An 18,046-nucleotide genomic window follows, 5' to 3' on the forward strand; every position below is an offset into this window, starting at 1 on the left:
AATAGCTGCGGGCACTGGTCAAACCACCACCGGCAGCTATTTCGTTTTATAGACAACTTCGCGGCAAAGCTTACCAAGCTATTCGATTCTGCAACAGAAAATTGGCTACTAGCTAAGCGGGCAGGTAGACACTAAACGTAGCGCCCTCGCCCAGCGTACTATGGGCGCTGATACTTCCCCCATGATTTTCCACCACCCGCTGACAAATAGCTAATCCGATACCTGTACCGGGAAACTCATTCTTTTTGTGCAACCGCTGGAACACCTGGAAAATCCGGTCAAGAAAGCGAATGTCAAAGCCCACACCCTGATCAACTACGCTGATCTGATGATAAGACGGAACCTGTGAGCTAGGTCGTACCTCGGCTGGTAAATCATCTAAAGCCAGGTAGGCATACTCAATGCGAATTTGAGGAGTTTTGTCAGGAGCAACAAATTTAAGCGCATTGGTCAGCAGGTTCTGGAATAGTTGGCTTAATTGCATGGTATCGCCCTTCACGACGGGAAGTTCATCAACCAATATGGTCGCTCCTTGTTGTTGGATCTCCCAATCCAGCACTGACAGCACTCCTTCCACAATGGAACCTAGAGAAACTTGGCTAAAGGCTTGCCTTCGCGTTTCGATGCGAGAATAGGTAAGCAGATCTTTAATCAGCGTAGACATACGAGCCCCGGCTCGGGTGATGCGTTGCAAGTGATCCATTACCGATTCATTCTGGTAACCATTCAGTTGCTGGGTCAGAAGCGTGCTGAAGGATTGAATCTTACGTAAGGGCTCCTGCAAATCATGGCTGGCCACGTAGGCAAACTGTTGCAGGTTGGCGTTTGAGCGTTGTAGATCCTGATTTGCGTGCCACAACTCCTGTGTACGCTCGCGCACCTGGTTTTCCAGCGTAAGTTGAAGCGCCCGATCCTGAGTAACATCCCGGCTAAAACCAAAAATCGAAACGGGATTACCTTTATCATCGAATTCGGTCTGGCCCATCGAATGCAACCAGTAAACCTGGCCAGACGTGTTATTTTTTAATCGGTACTCTACTTCCAGTTTTCCACCCGATTCTATAAACTGCGCTTGTCGAAAGGCCGCTTCAAATTGGGGCAAATCCTCCGGATCAATCGCTGAGATGGCGGCTTGCAGTGTCAATGGTTCTGTACTCCCTACCCAATCCTCTACAACCTTGGAAAACTCGGCAGTTTGCGTAGCCACGTCTATCTTCCAAATGCCGAGTTGTGACAAGTCAACGGCATTCTGCAATGCTTTTTGTGTCTGCTGATACTGTTGACGCAACGTTATCTCCTCGGTTACGTCAATGGCTAATTCCATAATTGCGTAGATGGCACCGTTGGCATCACGAATGGGCTGATACGTGAAGTCGAAATAGCTGGTTTTTAGAATGCCATTAACGACTAAGTCAGTCCGCATATTTCGTCCTACATAGGGCACACCAGTGGTATACACTTGATCGAGGATTGTCAGAAAAGGCTGATCTTCTAATTCAGGTACGGCTTCTCGGAGTGTTTTACCCAGCACCGAGTTACCCTTACCCCAGTACTGAATCATCTGGTCGTTTGCAATCTCAATGTGCATATCACGACCAACAAACAGACAAATAGCGACAGGTGACTGTTCAATCAGGGATCGGAAACGGGCTTCGCTCGCTTGTAGCTGCCGACGTAGCATCGTTTCCTGAAGCGCTTTCCGGCGTGCGGTTAGCAGATTCACCACCTGCTTGCCCAAAATTTTCAACGCAGTCAGTTGTCCGGCATCAAGTTGGCGCACTTGAGAATCCAGGACGCACAATGAACCAAGAACCATCCCATTTTCATCCACTAAAGGCTCACCGGCGTAAAAGACAATATGAGGATCTCCTGTCACTAACGGATTAGCCCGAAAGCGGTCATCCAGCCGGGCATCTTCAACGATCAGAGGGCCGGCTGAATTGGCCAGATTCTGCGCACAAAACGATTGATCACGCGGAGTCTGACGGAAAGATAAACCCCTGTTTGACTTGAACCATTGCCGCTCTGCGTCCACTAAACTGATGAGCGCAACGGGTGTTTGACAGATTTGGGAGGCAAGCAGGGTAATATCTTCATAGTCCTGTTCGGGTAAAGAATCTAATATAGTATAACTGTCCAGGGCCGCCAACCGCTCCCCTTCTTCAGCCGAAGAGAGTGGATTATTCATTAATCTTGGATTACTTTTTCTCTGGTAAAAGTACTCAAAAAGGCATAGCAGAAATTAAGACCTTATGTGGAAGTGTAGGTCACAAGCAGACATAACATGACACGAATTCAAATTTTATCTGGACAAAACGATGTCTTTCGCTTACCCTCAAATCAGCTTTTGAATATCGCTTTCAATTGCTTCGGGTTTGGTGATGGGTGCGTATCGTTTGTACGGTTGTCCATGTCTGTCAATCAGAAACTTGGTAAAGTTCCATTTTATGCCACTTCCCAGGAATCCGCCTAACTCTTTTTTCAGGTATTGAAAAACAGGTTGTGTTTGAGGTCCGTTCACGTCGCACTTTTCAGTGAGCTGGAACGTGACTCCGTGGTTGAGTTTGCAAACCTGCTCAACGGTTTCATTACTTTCGGGCTCTTGCCCCCGGAACTGATCGCAGGGAAAACCAAGCACAACCAGTCCTTTGTCCTTGTATTTCTGGTGGAGTGCTTCCAAACCATCAAACTGCGGAGCTAAGCCGCATTGGGTGGCGGTGTTGACGATAAGCAACACTTTGTCTTTATAGTCAGCCATAGGTATAGTTGCCCCCTTCGGTGTTCTGGCCGATAACTGATAAAATGTACTTTCCATCTTTAACGCATCTAGAGTTTATGTACCAACCTGCTCCAACCAAAAGTTAAAACTTGTTAGTATAATAATATGTTTTTATCGTAAACGACAAAAACGCCTACGACGTAAAGGTAGAAATTTTGCTTACTCAATCAGCCAAAACCAGTGCTGGTAATCCGTTCGGATACATAAATAGCAGCAATGACGTGTTTTTGTTGCATACCCACCCCGATACTTCCGATTTTTGCGCCATGAAAAAAGTACTTGTTTTGTTGCTGATTCTGTCTTGCTTCGGAGCTTCTGCTCAGGTTGCGCGCAAACGAACCGTCAAATTGATGGGAAGCCGATTCGACATCACCATCGTCGCGGCTGATTCGCTGGCAGCCGAGCAACATATCGATACCGTGATTGCCGAAGTGACACGAATCGAGAACCTGATCTCAGACTGGAAAGCAGACAGTCAAATTTCGAAGGTTAACGCAAATGCTGGCATCGGGCCAGTTCGGGTTGACCCCGAGGTATTTGCGTTGACGGAACGGGCTTTACATTTTTCCAACATCACGAAGGGCGCCTTCGACATTAGCTTTGCCGCTATGGATCGGATATGGAAATTCGACGGTTCGATGACGGAGATGCCCAGCCCCGAAGCCATCAAAAAATCAGTTGAAAAAGTTGGCTACCAAAACATCATTCTGGACAAGAAACACGGTACCATTTTTCTCAGACGCAAAGGCATGAAAATTGGCTTCGGTGCTTTGGGCGAGGGCTATGCCGCCGACCGTTGCCGCGACATGATGCTGGCACGTGGAATAAAGGCTGGTATCGTAAATGGTTCGGGTGATATGAGCACCTGGGGCAAACAACCGGACGGAAGCGACTGGACCATTGGCATCACAAACCCGCTTCACAGAGACACCCTTTTTGCGTTGGTGCCGTTATACCAGAGTGCGGTAGTCACATCCGGCAGTTACGAAAAGTTTGTTGTGTTCAACGGCAAACGCTATGCGCACATCATCAACCCAAGCACGGGTTATCCGGCAACCGGAGTTAGTAGCGTTACCGTCTTTGGGCCTAGCGCCGAAACAGCCAATGGATTCAGTACCTCCCTGATGGTACTCGGGAAAGATGCAGGCTTAAAATTAATTAAGAAATATCCCAACTATACCTATATCCTGATTACCGACAGCGGCCAGATTTATTCCTCCCGAAAGCTAGGTTTGAAGAACCTCACTCTATAGTTGATCGTGAGCAATTTATAACTACGAAAGCTTGTTCTGCGTAAGGTTATTGTTTTGCTGCAACAACCGCTTTTATAATTCCTTTCAATTACTTGATCAAAAGTATTTATAGCATTTTTCACAACTAATAAGTTATACAACTAAACAGGTTTGCTTATTCTGCCATAGAAATGGACCAGTGAGCAAAGGCTGTTGAGAAAAGTCTTTTTTATTAGTTTTACCCCTAAAACGAAAAAATTATGAGTTTGTACGATCAGGTGTTCAGTCACAACATAGAATGGGTACAGAAGCAATTGGACCTCGATCCTGCCTATTTCTCTGACATGGCTAAGAGCCAGGCTCCCGACTTTCTTTACATCGGTTGTTCCGACAGCCGGGTATCTCCCGATGCGTTCATGGGTATCAAACCAGGCGATGTATTCATCCATCGTAACATTGCCAATCTGGTTCCAAACAACGATATCAGTTCGCTAGCCGTGTTGCAGTATGCGGTCGAGAGTTTGCAGGTCAAGCACGTCATTGTCTGTGGACACTATGGATGCGGTGGCGTTAAAGCGGCTACGACCCACGATGATTTTGGCTATATGAACACCTGGCTTCGTAATATACAGGACGTTTACCGTATCCACCGCGATGAGCTTGACGCCATTGAAGATCCCGAAGCAAGACATCGTCGGCTGGTCGAATTGAACGTGCGGGAACAGTGTTTGAACGTGATGAAGCTGTCGTTTGTACAAAGACGGCTCTTCGGAAGCAAAGACATTAAAGTGCATGGCTGGGTATATGACCTATCCAATGGAGCACTAAAAGATATGCAGGTTTCGCTCGACGATCTAGAGCCAAACCTGGCGATTTATCGGTTTAAAGATGCCGTTCCCACTCTTTAAGGCGTCGTTACTTCGCGATAGGCCTATGCTACTAAAAAATATAGTTCAGGTTTAGAAGCATAGCCATAAACAGCAGTTCAGTGGGTATTGCATCGTAGAGCTTCAACCAATCTTTTAGTTACGCGCTACTTTTGTAATATCCACTCAGCTTATGCACCATATAGTAACCCGCTTCTAAACATCTATGTCTCAATCAACAGTAACGCTCAACCCACATCTATTCTTTGGCGGAAACTGCCGGGAAGCAATGGCGTTTTACAAACAGGTTTTCGGTGGCGAATTAACAATGTCTGCCTTTGGCGATGGTCCCGCCAATGCGCATCAAGACCCGAAAGCAAATAGCGACGAGGTAAAAAATCTGATTATGTACGCAAAGCTGGACGGAGCCATCGTGCTGCTAGCTAGTGATAATCCATATCGTTCGGGACCTCAAAGTTCGGGTACGTTTAGCTTATCGCTAGGCGGTTCGGATGAAGCCCAGTTAAAAGCGTACTTCGACAAACTTTCCGAAAATGGTACGATAACCGCCCCTCTGATCAAGCAATTTTGGGGAGATATTTTTGGTATGGTAACCGACCAGTATGGAATAAACTGGATGATAACGATTACAAACCGATAAGTATTTGGGCTAAATTCTGAGGTTGCCGGTTTATCAGTAGCCTTTCTCTTCTCCACTTACGCTATTCCACGCGACTATCTAATAACAGTCCATCAGAATCTGACTGTGTGATTGATAGAAGCTGACGCTCTTACCCAACCTCGTTTCGCAGACCGTTTCTAACAATTCAAGTACATCTTTCTGCATGGCAAGTGATCCACAAAGCATCAGTACACCGTTGGCAGCGAGTACATTAGTGAGTAGGTCAGTATCAACGGCAAGCAAGTCGCTGACGTACTGCTTGTCACCTTCCCGCGAATAAGCAATCTTTAGGTTTGTGAGCTTTTGCGCCGACTGATTTGCTACTAAAAAATCCTGGTAGAGAGAAAACGACGCGCGCTCACGAAAACCACAGTATAGATGACACGGTACTTGCTGTTTGTTCTGACTAATCATCCCCAGAAATGGCGCAATACCAGTCCCGTTAGCAATCATGACTACAGCCGAGGCTTTCTCCGGAAAGTGGAAATGGTCATTGTCTACGATGCGGGCCTGAATGGTTTCTCCAGTCGTTAGCCGATGCAAAAAGCCCGAACCTATCCCATTCGGATGCAATCGAACACTTAACTGAATATCTTTTTCGACAACACCAATTGAATAAAGCCGCTCTCGATGATCGTTCGCCGGATAAATAGCTAGCAAATCACCAGATGCAACACTCCGTCGACGTTGAGTCCGAAATCGGATTTGAAAGGTTCCATCTGGTTCAGCAGTATGCACCGTGTCGGTTACGGTTAGCGTTTCGAAACGGGGGGCGGGTACCTTCAGCAAATCTGACTTGACCGTGATGGGTATGTTTGTTTGCTGAGACCAGGCTTCGGCCCATAAACTAAAGTCTTCTGGCGATTTATCGTTGACCGTATGAATATCCACAAGCGGAGTGGCCCATTGCTGCCGGGAAAGCAACTGATTCACCTCAAAGGCAAACTGACAGAAATCGGGGTAAGAACGCGACCCAAAACCCACAACGGAATAGCGAACCGGTTGTGATTGGGGGTACTTCTCAACGAGCGCAGCAAACCGTTTGGCGTTGGTTGGAGCATCACCAAGTCCGTACGTCGCCGTTATGGCGACTAAGTATTCTGCCTGAGGGAAAACGGTATAACTGTTGAACTCAGTCAGAAACGATTTATGTCCTTGCTTGAGTAGTTGTTCGTGAACGAGTTGGGCAAACCGAAATGTACTGCCGTTCTCCGATCCAACCAGAATAACGAATCGGCTCTGGTCGGCGGTATATTTGTTTTTTACGCGGTTGGATCGCCGTTTCCAGGTGATCGCAAACCCGGAATAAATAAAGAAGAGGATGTTTCCCGCGGCCAGAGCAAGTACGACCGCCCACACCGCGCTAGCCCGGCCCGTGTGTAGGTTCAAACTCAGGTTGGTCAGCAAAACCGCAGTCGGATACCGATCTTCACTAAGGATGTCACCCGTCAGCTGATTGACCGTCAGCTCGCGGTCCTTAAGCTTTAGGTTGTAATAATCCTCAACATCTTCTGAAAACGGAAACTCGATACTTTGCACCTCCGAAAGCCTAGTACTTTTAAAGAGGGGAAAATCGGCTAGTTTTCGCAGGGGTTTTGACTGAATAGCGTCTAAATCAACTTTCGGACTAATCTTCTCCGTCTTAATCAGTTCGAATCGTGCCAATGACAGGTACGTACCGGAGAGCGCAATAATGAGTATGGGAATTAGCGAGAGTCGCCCGAGCACAACGTGGTAATACTGAGCAAAGTTGTCTCGTACGATACGCGTAAAAAAACGCTTCACCCCCCGTTGACGCTGAATGATCAGTATAGTGCCGGAAACCGTGATCAGCAAAAGCAGAAACGCGGTCAATCCAATGTAAAAACGCCCGGCTTCATGCAGAAACAGCGAACGATGAAGCGAAGTGACCCATTGAAAAAATTCGCTTTGTTTGCTGGGCGTACCCAGCACTTTACCCGTTTGTGGATCTACGTAAGCGGTCAGGTTTTTACCATCGGCATCGCTCCCATTGATCTGTACAAAGCCATTAGCATCAATGCTTAATTCACTGATTTCGGAATAGTTTTTCTTCAAAACCGGCAGCGTCTGAGCCAGGGTAACCTGCTCAAACTGATCGGAACGGTACGGCTGACTTTTTTGTAATACCGGTTCGAACGCCAGAATTATACCCGTTACAGAAGCCAGTAACAGCAAAAGAAAAGAAGATACAGCCAGGGCCAAGTGGCTGTATCTCCAGACAGAAATGGTCATAGGTGGGGGAAAGCAACTTAGTTGCTAGTAGTTGGGCTAAAGCGCACGTAGCGAATGTAGCCCGTACCTTCACTTTTGGCCGAGAGTGCTTCTGAGGTCAGAGGAATTTCCAAGTCTTTTACGTAGTACTTTTTATCCTCTACGGCACTTTCAAACCGCAATTTGTAATCTTTGTTAATCTTTGAATTGTCGATATCCAGCACGGTCACGCTACGGTCTCCACCGGCTACCGATGCCCCGGTTATAGCGCTGATGTTGGGCGTTTTTTTACCCAACGCTTTATGCCACTCCTTTACATCAGGATACCATTTTTTGTCAGAGCCAAGCACATACAAGGTTTTCTCATAAGCGCCTTTTCCATTGATAAGTGAGACAACAATGTACGCTCCCTCGCCCATGTAATTGGTCATCTGGATCATACACTTGTACTGGCTGGAAGCGGATTGAGCTAGCGAAGCAGAAGGACGAGCAAATGCTAAGACCAAAGCCAGCAAGCCGATTTTAGGCAAAAAAGACATATACTATTTCAGAAAGTTAACAGATATTTGATTTTTGGTCAGTGATTCATTTTCACTGGCCAGATCGAAAGCGGTTTCTTTGAAGTTGGTAGGAATGTCTTTCTTGGCACCAATCGACAACAGGTATTTCATCATCGCATCGTCTTTCGATACCATGGCCGCTTTGTGCAGGGCGGTAATGCCTTCTTTATTGCGAGCATTCACGTCGATCTGGAGGGGTTCCAGCCGTTTCACCAGCGAGATATCATTCTTAGCAACCGCCAGGTGGTACAGCGTATTGCCATTTTTTTGCGGAGCCTTCACGTCTAACCCCTTATCCTGAAGCAGTTTTAGTTTAGCAGCAAATTCATCCGTTTTTGGTGCGCCTTCGGGTCTTGCACTGCCCTCCGGACGTGGGCCACCTTCTGGACGTGGGCCGTTGCTCATGGTATTGGATTGCATCAGGTAAGCAGCTACGTTATCACCACTTTTGTCGGTCACGCTAACATCAGCACCTTTGCTTAACAGATAGCTTACCACTTCCGACGAATTACCTTTTACAGCCATTGCCAGAGCGGTTACGCCTTTCTGGTTAGCCTGGTTGATGTTTTTCACCTTAGGCGTCAGCATCTCAAGTACAGCAACATCCCGATTCGACGCAGCAGCATTCATGAATGGCGTATTACCTTCTTCATCGGCTTGATTCACATCGACGCCTTTGTCTAAAAAGAACTGAACGATTTCGTTCTGCCGAGGTCTACGAACAATAGCGTGCAAAGCATTTTCTCCGTTTTTATTCGTCACGGTCGGTTTGATGTTGAGGCTCATCAAGTACTGAAATACCTCAATGGTATTCGTACCTCGGCGTCCGCCCTGACTTGCCATGATCAGCGCATTATCCTGAGCGGGCACGCCCCGTTCCAGCAGCGTTTTCATTGTGTTGATATTTCCGCCCCGGGCCGCATAGCTAAATGCATTGTTGCCAGCAGCATCCGTGCTTTTCAGACTTAATCCTTTTGATACGAAATAATCCGTTAGCTTAAGCTCTTTGTCATTGGCAATGGCCAGCAACAAAGCGTTTGCCCCATCGTGGTTAAGGTCTTTTTTGAGATCAGCACCGTTCCGGATGCATAATTCATACACCTGGGTATTGGGTTGACCACCGGCAGCTGCGAAGTTCAGCACAGTCATACCGTGGCTGTCTTCCACATTAGCTTTGGCACCTTTCGAAATCAGGTACTCCATAATTTCCACGTTACCCCGATTAGCAGCCCAATGCAGATAAATACGCCCATCATGAGTAAGCTTGTTGACATCGTTACCGGGTTGCGACAACAGGTATTTGATCGATTCCGTCGAAGCGCCCGCATTGATAGCCATCACGACTGGATCAAAACTCATTGGGTTAAGCTGGGAAGGGTTGTTCCCTTTCGCTACTTCTGCTTTGATCTGATTGGCATCAGGCTGATTTTGCCAGAATGCCTGATCCAGAAGCACATTTTTTTGTGCCTGTGCAGATAAGGTAATGACGGTAAAAAGGGCAATCGCTAGTTTTTTCATGCTGACGCACTTAAATGAAGATCAGATGACCAGGTGGTTAAATTCAAGGAAAGTATGAATCGAGGGCAAAATTAATAAGATTAAGTCTAAATAAGATCAATAAATATCGTTTGATGCTGAATATTTTGGCACTGCCCACGACATCGGTCAATGAGAATGGCTATCTGGTATAATCATACAGATTTTCAGTCGACATTACAGCTGACTTTTCACAGAGAAAGACAAGAATAACGCGTAGAAAACAGGCTTCAATTTTAATTGAGATTTAATAGAAATAATAGCTAATTTATGAACAAACCTTTTATTGAAATTTCAATTAATTTTTGAACGACAATAAGAGCATAAATGTCAAATAATTTATATAGCACAACTTGTAATAATCATACGACTAAATTTTATCTAATGAAATCAACAGTCTTTCATTCAGAATTTTATACTTCATTTAACTTCATAGAGTGTTCATGCTTTGTGAATATAATACAAATTATTTACACTAATACATACGTAATTGTAAGTTAACTATTTCACTAAGTTTTATAATTAATTAAAGTATTTAAAACGGCAGGTTGGAGCGAAAAAAATCGGAACTAATTTTGCCACAGTTTAAAATAAGTCTAAATAAATGAAACATTTATACAGTGTCTTCCTATCCTCTTTACTACTCTTAACTTGCCTGACAGCGATAGCCCAGTCGCATGGCTCGGTAAGTGGCGTTGTGAAAACGAGTGAAGGTAATCCGGCCGCTTTTGTAAACGTTAGCTTGAAAGAAGCACGCAGAGGTACGATAACATCCGAAGATGGAACGTATCAGCTAAAGAATGTTAACCCCGGTTCATACACGTTACAGATTACCTTTGTAGGTCTTCAAAATCAGGAGAAAACGATTACCATAAAGGCTGGACAAACAACGACCAGCGATTTTTCATTGGCTGAAAGTACCTCGCAGCTGAGCGAAGTTGAGGTTACGGGTAATAATCAAGTAGTTAATCTGGGTAAAGCAGGTATTGCGCCACTGGACTTACCCCAGATGACGGGCGTTGTCAGTAACGTGCTGATTACCAATCAACAGGCGTCTCGTCTGGGCGATGTTCTGAAAAATGTCAGTGGTGTATCATTGACGCAACAGCGGGGTGGTGTCGCGGAGACATTTTCGGCCCGTGGCTACAGCATTGGTATTGCGGGTGCGGGCGGAAATATCTTCAAGAATGGCGTTATCTCGAACACCATGGGCTTCCCCGAAGCCAGCACGCTGGAATCTGTTGAAGTATTGAAAGGTAGTTCGGCTTTGCTTTATGGCAACGTATCGGGCGGGTTGATTATCAACATGGTTACCAAGAAACCACGTTTCGATTTTGGGGGTGAAGTTTCCATGCGGGTCGGCAGCTTCGGTTTTTATAAACCTATCATCGATTTGTATGGTCCAATTGCCAAAAACCTAGCATTTCGAGTCGTTGGTACTTACGAAAAATCGAATAGCTACCGGGATGTTGTGAAGACGGAGCGCGTTTACGTTAACCCATCGTTATTGTACAAGCTTGGTCAGAAGACTACCGTTTTAATGCAAGGTGATTACCTGAAATCGAATCTGACACCGGATAACGGTATTGGCTCGCTGAACCAAAACCAGGATGCTATTATTCCAGACGTTCCCCGTTCGCGCTTTATCAACACAAACTGGGCATACAACAATGTCGATCAGACGTCTGGCTCGTTGAATATCGATCACGCGTTCAATACAAATTGGAAACTAACCGTCATCGGATCAGCTCAGGGTACGAACGTAACCGCATTCGGTGCGGGTGTACCGAACAACAATGTGGCCCCTAACGGAGACTGGACACGGTCGCTCAGCCGCACGCTCACCAGTGAGCAGGATTACACCGGACAGGTCAATCTGAACGGCAGATTCAGCACAGGATCAATTGGTCACCAACTGCTGGTTGGTAGCGATGTGGTCGGCGTTGTCAGTGTCAGCAACTCGTTTACAATCAATTACGGAGCTGGCAAAACAGCCTACGATAAGATCAACATCCTCAATCCAAATCTGTACGAGACGCGCACTGACATCCCGGATGCAATTGGGACTAGCAAAACAACGTCTCCTTCGGTTCGGAACGGGATTTATGTACAGGACTTAATCAGCCTCTCGAACAAGGTAAAAGTACTGGCTGGTGTTCGTTGGTCACAACAAAAGACCGTTCAGACTACGATTCTCAACTTGTTGACCGGAGCCGAAACGCGCGGAACCGCTGAAACGAAAACCGATGCCGCTTTTTCACCTAAAGTAGCGTTACTCTACCAACCAACCCGCAACACGTCATTTTTTGGTAGCTACGCCAACAACTTCACCATCAATAGTGGAGTCGATATTTACGGTCAACTCCTGAAGCCGTCAATTGTCGATCAGTTTGAAGCGGGTGTCAAGAATGAGCTATTCAATGGACGGATCACGGCAAACGTCGGCGTTTATCACATTGTCAACAGCGATCTGGCTCAGATGGCTCCGACAAAAGCCGATGGCACTCCGAATGCCGATGCGAACGTGAAAGAGTTTACCGGGCAGACCACCAGCGATGGACTGGAGATTGATTTTACAGGTAACCTATCCAAAAACCTGTATTTCATCACCGGATACGGGTACAACTACATGCGGTATACCAAAGCCTCGTTGGTGAAAGGCTCGCCCATCGAAGGAGAGCGGTTGACCAACAACCCTGCTCATACGGCTAATGCTACCATTTTCTACACGTTTGATCGGTCGCCCCTGCGGGGCTTAAAGCTGGGTGCTTCTGCTTTCTACACCGGCAACCGCTATGGTGGCAATAATAACCAGTACGGTCAGACACCTGCATTCAGCCGTCTGATTCCGCTTTCAGGCTTTACAACCGTTGACTTGTCTGCCGGTTATGGCTTCCGCAAAGTATCGGTTCTGGCTAAAGTGTCGAACATCACGAATGCCCTGAACTACTTGATCCACGACCGGTACAGCATCATGCCAATTCCTCCCCGGCAGTTCACCGCAACGGTATCGTACCGATTCTAAGGAGATTAAGTGCCAGATTGTAAAAAAGTCGGGGTGTCGGTTTATTGAAGCCGGCACCCCGACTTTTTTGTGGCCAAGTGACGAATGGGTAAAACGGCCTGCCCTCGATGAACACTCGTTCAGCCTGCTTACCGATCAGTAAAGAGTAGTCACGATGGCTCAATAATCGGGGGCAGAGAAACGGACTCACTTTAGCTTTCGCTAATAAAAGCAATCGGCCATGAGCAAAAAAATCATTGTCTGTTCAGACGGCACCTGGAATGATCCCGAGCAACTTGACCGAGGTAGCCTGGTACCAACGAATGTCGTCAAAATTGCCCGAGCCTTGGCGCTAGCTAAAGCCCCCGACCAGAAAGACATTTTTTACGATATGGGTGTCGGAACGGGTAAAGGATTCGACCGTTGGTTGGGCGGCCTAACCGGAGCGGGCTTGCTTCACAACATTTTTCAGTGCTACCAATTTATTGCCGAGCGCTATCAGCCGGGCGACAAGATATATTTGTTTGGGTTCAGCCGGGGAGCGTATACCGTTCGGAGCGTGGCCGGATTGATCGGTAAATTTGGCTTAGATAAATCGCTGACTATGCCTGAATTGTTGAGCCGGCACACGGATAAACCGCCAATCACTACCGAACAAAACCGGCCCGCTGCCCAATCTGCGCGTAAAGCGGATGAGTCTTCCCAACATTTGAACGAATTGCGCGACGCTTACCTGAAGTTGAAGGAAAACCCAGACTCAAACTCCGTTGAGCACTACCGAAGCACACATGACTGCTACGACGTTACCATTGAAATGCTCGGGGTATGGGATACGGTGGGCTCGTTGGGTATTCCCTTGTTACTGCCCCGCCAGCTAATGAGCGAAGCCACTCAGAAATGGATTAGTGATACGCTGTTAGGCAAGTACCGCTTTTTGGATGTGAGTTTGAACAGCCGCATAAAAGCCGCCTACCATGCCTTATCCATTGACGAGAATCGCAGGCCATTCAGTCCAACGTTGTGGAGCCATTCTGATACGCAGGTCGTACGACAAGTCTGGTTTCCCGGCATTCACAGCAACGTGGGTGGTGGCTACGCCGATACCGGACTTTCTGACAATGCTCTCTTGTGGATGGTTGCACAGGCTAGCAAAGACGCCCCCAACGGTGGTCACGATCTAGCGTTCAGTCAGAGCTATCTTGACCGGAGCATCCGCCCCGACGCTTTTTATGGCGAAATCCGGGACGAACGCGTTCGACTGCTCAAACGAATTCTCATGCAGAAAGGGCTGCGGAACATCAACGAATTATGTGGTCAGGTTGGCATTCAGCCCGTGATTGCCCGAAGTGCTTTAGAGCGAATGACTTCGACCATTTGTAAGAAACGCTATGAGCCTATACTCCCTGACAAGTATGCTATTGAGGAAGGATTCTAGCCTTCCTCAACGCCCTAGATTTATGCTCTGATGGGTTTATAACCTATTTATTTACCCCAGATACAGGCACAAACTGAGCGGACAAATCCGGCGTTTTCATGTCTTTGTCGAGCGGAAACATCGGACGCTTAATCCGCTTGTAAGGCAACCGAAACAAATCCTGATCAACACCTCCCGGTGTTAGCGCCATGATCCAGTCGGCCCGCATGGCATACAGTTCCGGTTCCAGGTACCCAATTTTGACTACCACGATGTCAGATTTTCGTGGGTTTAGACCGAGTTGGGTAAAATCTTTTTCCTTGTGGTAAGGCTTACGTTTTTGCGTGACAATGACGTGAACACTTCCGACTTTAACCGCTACTTCCACTTCCGCGTCCTTATCACCTTTTACGATAGATTCTACCGTTCCTTTTAGCATAACAGGTGGGGCAAAGCGAGCATCAACAGCGGCTCCCACTGTACCTTCCACATGCCCGCCAACGCCGGCTGCAAGCGCTTTTTTTACCAGTTCCGGACCAGGAATTGACGCATAAATCAACGAGGGGCCATCAGCTCGTTGAAATTCCGGACGTGCTAAGATTTGGGTAAGCGTCCAGGTAACGTCGCCCGCACCACCGGCAGTCGGGTTGTCGCCTGTGTCACTGATAAAATACGGATGCTTCGGACTGGCTAAGGCTTTTGCCAGCGCCTGATCCAATGTACCCGTCGGAGCAACAAAATCAAATTTCGCCCGCACATCCCAGAAAGCACGCGCCAATTTTTCGGCAGCGCTAGCCACTTTAGCCTTATCGTCACCAACGGCCATCACCACCGCATGATTCCGGGGTTCGTCGGCCCAGGCGTAGCTGATCCAGATAGCCGCATCAACAATACCCTCCTGGTTGTCGGCCAACGGCGCAACCTGTTGGTATAGGCTCTTACCCGGTTCGATACGGGTACTGGTTTGTTCACCCGGCAGCAAAATTGGAATAGGTATCCAGGCTTTATAAGCCGGTTTTCCTTTACCGCTTTTGATTCGTTCCAGCAGATTGACTACCGCCCGTTCTTTTGTCTGCATCGCGTCTTCGTGCGGGGCCATGCGATAGCAGGTTATTAGATCCGAATGTTGAGCCAGTCGCCAGGATACGCAACCGTGCAAATCCATTGATGTAGAAATTATCGTTTTGTAGCCGACTACATTTCGGATACGGGTTATCAAATCCCCTTCCGGATCATCGAGTCCCTGTACACTCATGGCCCCGTGAATATCAAAATAAAGACCATCGTAGGGTCCGTATTTTTTAAGCGTATCCAATGTTTTATGGACGAGCGACTCATACGCTTCCCGGGTTACAGCGCCCCCCGGCAACGATTTACCGACAATCGCTGGAAGCCAGGTCGCCTGTTTGCGAAGCGGTGCAATAGGCATCATGAACGGATACGCATTGAACACTTCCGGACCATATCGGGCATGAAAAGCTTCTTCTTGGGTAACAGCGGGCGAAAAGGTGCTGGACTCAATGCCTAAACCAGCAATGGCAATGCGTGGCAGGGGCTTTGCTGAAGGGGCGTTACTAGACTGGGCTTGGCCCCCTCTGCCGAAAAGTAAGAGTGCCGTTACGCACAACAAGATCTGTTTCATGGGCACAAGTTAACGCATTTGAAAGAGCAGACAAGACTTTTCGGCGGTTCCTCACTAACCCATTTCCTGCGTGCTATTAATCCAAAGCGTTGTTCAACTGTTAGTAGCCCCTCTCAGATCCTAACGTTATAGGCATTGTTGCCAACTCTATAAATTCTGTTCGGCTGGCGTCTGCCCTGCCGCTTCGGCAACCTTCGAGTCAGAACCCGTGAAGACACATTCCAGAATCGTAAAACCAGCTAAAGTGGTCGGTATTTTGCTAATTACCTTAACAGATTTGTTCTGGATAAACCGTTCGATCTGGTAATTCCATTCTTCATCGACCACATAAAAATGCGGAACCTGTTCCTTGTTGAAGTCAACGACTGGCATAACAGCCCCCACATTATACTGCGCTTTTACCGCCGATAGTGTATGGTAACCGACTGTAGCGCCGGGATCGTTATCCGGATCAAATGCCGATTCGTAATCCAGCAGAAAATGAATGGGCCGGTCACGGTTATAGTACCAGATAGGCAGGAAATTGAGTGATGATTCTAAAAAGACAGGTGCTTTTTTGTCCAGTTGATCGACATAAGCCATTACCGATGCGGGCGTCAGCACGAGTTTTCGGCTCTGGTAGAACAGAAAAAATGTTAGGCCAAGCATATATACCGGCAGTACCCATTTCAGTCGATCCAGGCCATTCACACGCTGACCGGAGATACCGGTAATACGGGACCCGGCAAAATAATAAAACGCATAAATCAACTGATAAATAACCAACAAATGGTTAGGCCATAGGTATCGGCTGATAAAGAGCGAAGTGTGTAAGAACGTGACAGCCAGCGTAATTGTGATCGTGGCCGCGTAGATAAAGCCCGACAGCAGGTAAAGCATAAAGGCCGGATCAGCCACGGCAGCCTTGTGCCCTTTCCGTATCTTCGGCACAGCGATATAAAGAAACAAGGCGATCAATCCCGCGAAACGTAATATTGCCACCAGCGGTAGCTTGCCGGTGCTTTCTTCAAGTTTGTTCGAAACCGTCGGCTGTAGTTCGCCTACAACCCGAAAAAAAGTCATAACGTCAGGCAACGGAATCCACGAGTGAGGTTCACCGGTTTTAGCCTGCACAGCAAAGAACGGATACCAGCCCAACAGCCATACTACTCCGATCACCCCGAATGAACCCAGCACAAACCAATACCGCCGGTCGGTTGACCACAGCCATAGTACCCCGAAAAATGCCCCGGCAGCGGCCAGATAGAATAAGCCAAAATTATGGGTCAATGTCATCAACAATCCAACGCCAATGTGGGCCGCCAATAAGCCTGTGCTAGTGGGTCGCTGAATTAATCGGTGGATGATGGTGAAATAAATAAAGGTTACAAACAGAAATGGTACGTAAGAGCGTATCTGACTTGCCAGCGTAATATTGAGGTACGTAAATGCCGCGATTCCGGTGATGAGCAGGAAATTGATGGCGGGGTTTCCGATCAACTTGGTGGTGTAGCGGAAAAATAAAGCTAGCGTAGCGGCAAAGAAAACGATTGATACCGATTTGAGGAAAACAACGTCCAGACTAATGGCATGGGCGATCAGCCAGTAGAGATTGAAAAACACAGGAGGGGTCTGCTCGAAACCGCTAACAATCGCGCCGTTGAGGTGGGTATATGAACTGTCCGAAATAAGCAGATAGCTTAGAATTTCATCCATCCACAGTTGATTTTCCTTGAAAAACAGTGCCGTTATAAAGCTTCCGGCAAATACCAGAAAAACAATGAAGCTTAACGATTGACTTTTAATTGATCCAGCAAACATAGGATTCGGATTGGCAGCTAGGTTCGATGAGGATATTACAGAGTAATTTTTACGCATCCATTTCTGAATGAGTAGTTTCCCTTTACAAATAAAAGCACGAACTTGGTTTAATCCAACTTATTGGTCAACTAACGTATATTGATTTAGATGCCTTAAACCCTATATCAAAAAGAAAATGAGTGAATGGCCCTTCGAAAAGTTATATAGTCATACTTATACTTAATAGGGTGCAATGGTATAAGATTAAAGTCATTAGCGGATGTTTTGGTAACGCTCGTTTGTTACAAGGTTGCCGTCAA

General features: G+C 47.1%; 12 protein-coding genes. 5 read left to right on the plus strand and 7 right to left on the minus strand.

Annotation, left to right across the window (positions count from 1 at the left end; all coding sequences use genetic code 11):
• Window positions 1–112 precede the first annotated feature (112 nt).
• Together M0L20_RS24915 and M0L20_RS24920 are read right to left on the minus strand one after the other, a co-directional pair.
• Window positions 113–2,188 (minus strand): GAF domain-containing sensor histidine kinase, encoded by a 2,076-nt coding sequence (locus M0L20_RS24915; protein WP_248479820.1) that lies wholly within the window; start codon window positions 2,186–2,188, stop codon window positions 113–115.
• Window positions 2,189–2,335: 147 nt separating this feature from the next.
• Window positions 2,336–2,815 (minus strand): glutathione peroxidase, encoded by a 480-nt coding sequence (locus M0L20_RS24920; protein ID WP_248479822.1) that lies wholly within the window; start codon window positions 2,813–2,815, stop codon window positions 2,336–2,338.
• 230 nt (window positions 2,816–3,045) lie between these two features.
• Between M0L20_RS24920 and M0L20_RS24925 the strand changes: the two genes are divergently transcribed.
• The 3 genes from M0L20_RS24925 (at window position 3,046) to M0L20_RS24935 (ending at window position 5,538) form a co-directional block, all read left to right on the plus strand.
• Window positions 3,046–4,032 carry an FAD:protein FMN transferase gene (locus M0L20_RS24925; RefSeq protein ID WP_248479824.1) on the plus strand — a complete coding sequence of 329 codons (987 nt, stop codon included), beginning with the start codon at window positions 3,046–3,048 and terminating at the stop codon, window positions 4,030–4,032.
• Window positions 4,033–4,271: 239 nt separating this feature from the next.
• Entirely contained in the window at window positions 4,272–4,919 is a 648-nt protein-coding gene (locus M0L20_RS24930) for a carbonic anhydrase (RefSeq protein ID WP_232563441.1), read from the plus strand.
• Between the two features lie 184 nt (window positions 4,920–5,103).
• A complete protein-coding gene (locus M0L20_RS24935; RefSeq protein WP_248479825.1) occupies window positions 5,104–5,538 on the plus strand; it encodes a VOC family protein in 435 nt (144 codons plus the stop codon).
• 78 nt (window positions 5,539–5,616) lie between these two features.
• On the opposite strand, the gene M0L20_RS24940 is transcribed toward M0L20_RS24935, so the two are convergent.
• Genes M0L20_RS24940 through M0L20_RS24950 form a run of 3 tightly spaced genes read right to left on the minus strand, consistent with a single transcriptional unit; the run spans window position 5,617 to window position 9,869 of the window.
• Window positions 5,617–7,812: a PepSY domain-containing protein gene (locus tag M0L20_RS24940; RefSeq protein ID WP_248479826.1), complete on the minus strand. Its 2,196-nt coding sequence runs from the start codon at window positions 7,810–7,812 to the stop codon at window positions 5,617–5,619.
• Between the two features lie 17 nt (window positions 7,813–7,829).
• Window positions 7,830–8,330, minus strand: coding sequence for a DUF2271 domain-containing protein (locus tag M0L20_RS24945; RefSeq protein WP_248479827.1), 501 nt, complete (start codon window positions 8,328–8,330; stop codon window positions 7,830–7,832).
• Window positions 8,331–8,333: 3 nt separating this feature from the next.
• The gene (locus M0L20_RS24950) at window positions 8,334–9,869 is read right to left on the minus strand and encodes an ankyrin repeat domain-containing protein (RefSeq protein ID WP_248479828.1); all 1,536 of its coding nucleotides are present in this window, start codon (window positions 9,867–9,869) and stop codon (window positions 8,334–8,336) included.
• A gap of 622 nt (window positions 9,870–10,491) precedes the next feature.
• On the opposite strand from M0L20_RS24950, the gene M0L20_RS24955 reads away from it, so the two are divergent.
• Both M0L20_RS24955 and M0L20_RS24960 read left to right on the plus strand, forming a co-directional pair.
• A complete protein-coding gene (locus tag M0L20_RS24955; RefSeq protein ID WP_248479829.1) occupies window positions 10,492–12,912 on the plus strand; it encodes a TonB-dependent receptor in 2,421 nt (806 codons plus the stop codon).
• Window positions 12,913–13,132: 220 nt separating this feature from the next.
• The gene (locus tag M0L20_RS24960; protein WP_248479830.1) at window positions 13,133–14,326 is read left to right on the plus strand and encodes a T6SS phospholipase effector Tle1-like catalytic domain-containing protein; all 1,194 of its coding nucleotides are present in this window, start codon (window positions 13,133–13,135) and stop codon (window positions 14,324–14,326) included.
• A 43-nt stretch (window positions 14,327–14,369) separates the two neighbouring features.
• Here the strand turns inward: M0L20_RS24960 and M0L20_RS24965 are convergent, their stop codons facing one another.
• Both M0L20_RS24965 and M0L20_RS24970 read right to left on the minus strand, forming a co-directional pair.
• On the minus strand, window positions 14,370–15,947 hold the full coding sequence (locus M0L20_RS24965; protein WP_248479831.1) for a M81 family metallopeptidase: 1,578 nt from the start codon (window positions 15,945–15,947) through the stop codon (window positions 14,370–14,372).
• Window positions 15,948–16,094: 147 nt separating this feature from the next.
• Entirely contained in the window at window positions 16,095–17,747 is a 1,653-nt protein-coding gene (locus tag M0L20_RS24970; protein WP_248479832.1) for a hypothetical protein, read from the minus strand.
• Window positions 17,748–18,046 lie beyond the last annotated feature (299 nt).

Source organism: Spirosoma liriopis (assembly GCF_023196085.1).
Taxonomy (GTDB): Bacteria; Bacteroidota; Bacteroidia; order Cytophagales; family Spirosomataceae; genus Spirosoma; species Spirosoma oryzicola.

Excerpts from the sequence above, each read along its gene's own strand:
- M0L20_RS24955 (WP_248479829.1), top strand. The coding sequence starts at position 10,492 with ATGAAACATTTATACAGTGTCTTCCTATCCTCTTTACTACTCTTAACT.
- M0L20_RS24935 (WP_248479825.1), top strand. The coding sequence starts at position 5,104 with ATGTCTCAATCAACAGTAACGCTCAACCCACATCTATTCTTTGGCGGA.
- M0L20_RS24930 (WP_232563441.1), top strand. The coding sequence starts at position 4,272 with ATGAGTTTGTACGATCAGGTGTTCAGTCACAACATAGAATGGGTACAG.
- M0L20_RS24920 (WP_248479822.1), bottom strand. The coding sequence starts at position 2,815 with ATGGAAAGTACATTTTATCAGTTATCGGCCAGAACACCGAAGGGGGCA.
- M0L20_RS24950 (WP_248479828.1), bottom strand. The coding sequence starts at position 9,869 with ATGAAAAAACTAGCGATTGCCCTTTTTACCGTCATTACCTTATCTGCA.
- M0L20_RS24915 (WP_248479820.1), bottom strand. The coding sequence starts at position 2,188 with ATGAATAATCCACTCTCTTCGGCTGAAGAAGGGGAGCGGTTGGCGGCC.
- M0L20_RS24940 (WP_248479826.1), bottom strand. The coding sequence starts at position 7,812 with ATGACCATTTCTGTCTGGAGATACAGCCACTTGGCCCTGGCTGTATCT.
- M0L20_RS24965 (WP_248479831.1), bottom strand. The coding sequence starts at position 15,947 with ATGAAACAGATCTTGTTGTGCGTAACGGCACTCTTACTTTTCGGCAGA.
- M0L20_RS24925 (WP_248479824.1), top strand. The coding sequence starts at position 3,046 with ATGAAAAAAGTACTTGTTTTGTTGCTGATTCTGTCTTGCTTCGGAGCT.
- M0L20_RS24960 (WP_248479830.1), top strand. The coding sequence starts at position 13,133 with ATGAGCAAAAAAATCATTGTCTGTTCAGACGGCACCTGGAATGATCCC.
- M0L20_RS24945 (WP_248479827.1), bottom strand. The coding sequence starts at position 8,330 with ATGTCTTTTTTGCCTAAAATCGGCTTGCTGGCTTTGGTCTTAGCATTT.
- M0L20_RS24970 (WP_248479832.1), bottom strand. The coding sequence starts at position 17,747 with ATGTTTGCTGGATCAATTAAAAGTCAATCGTTAAGCTTCATTGTTTTT.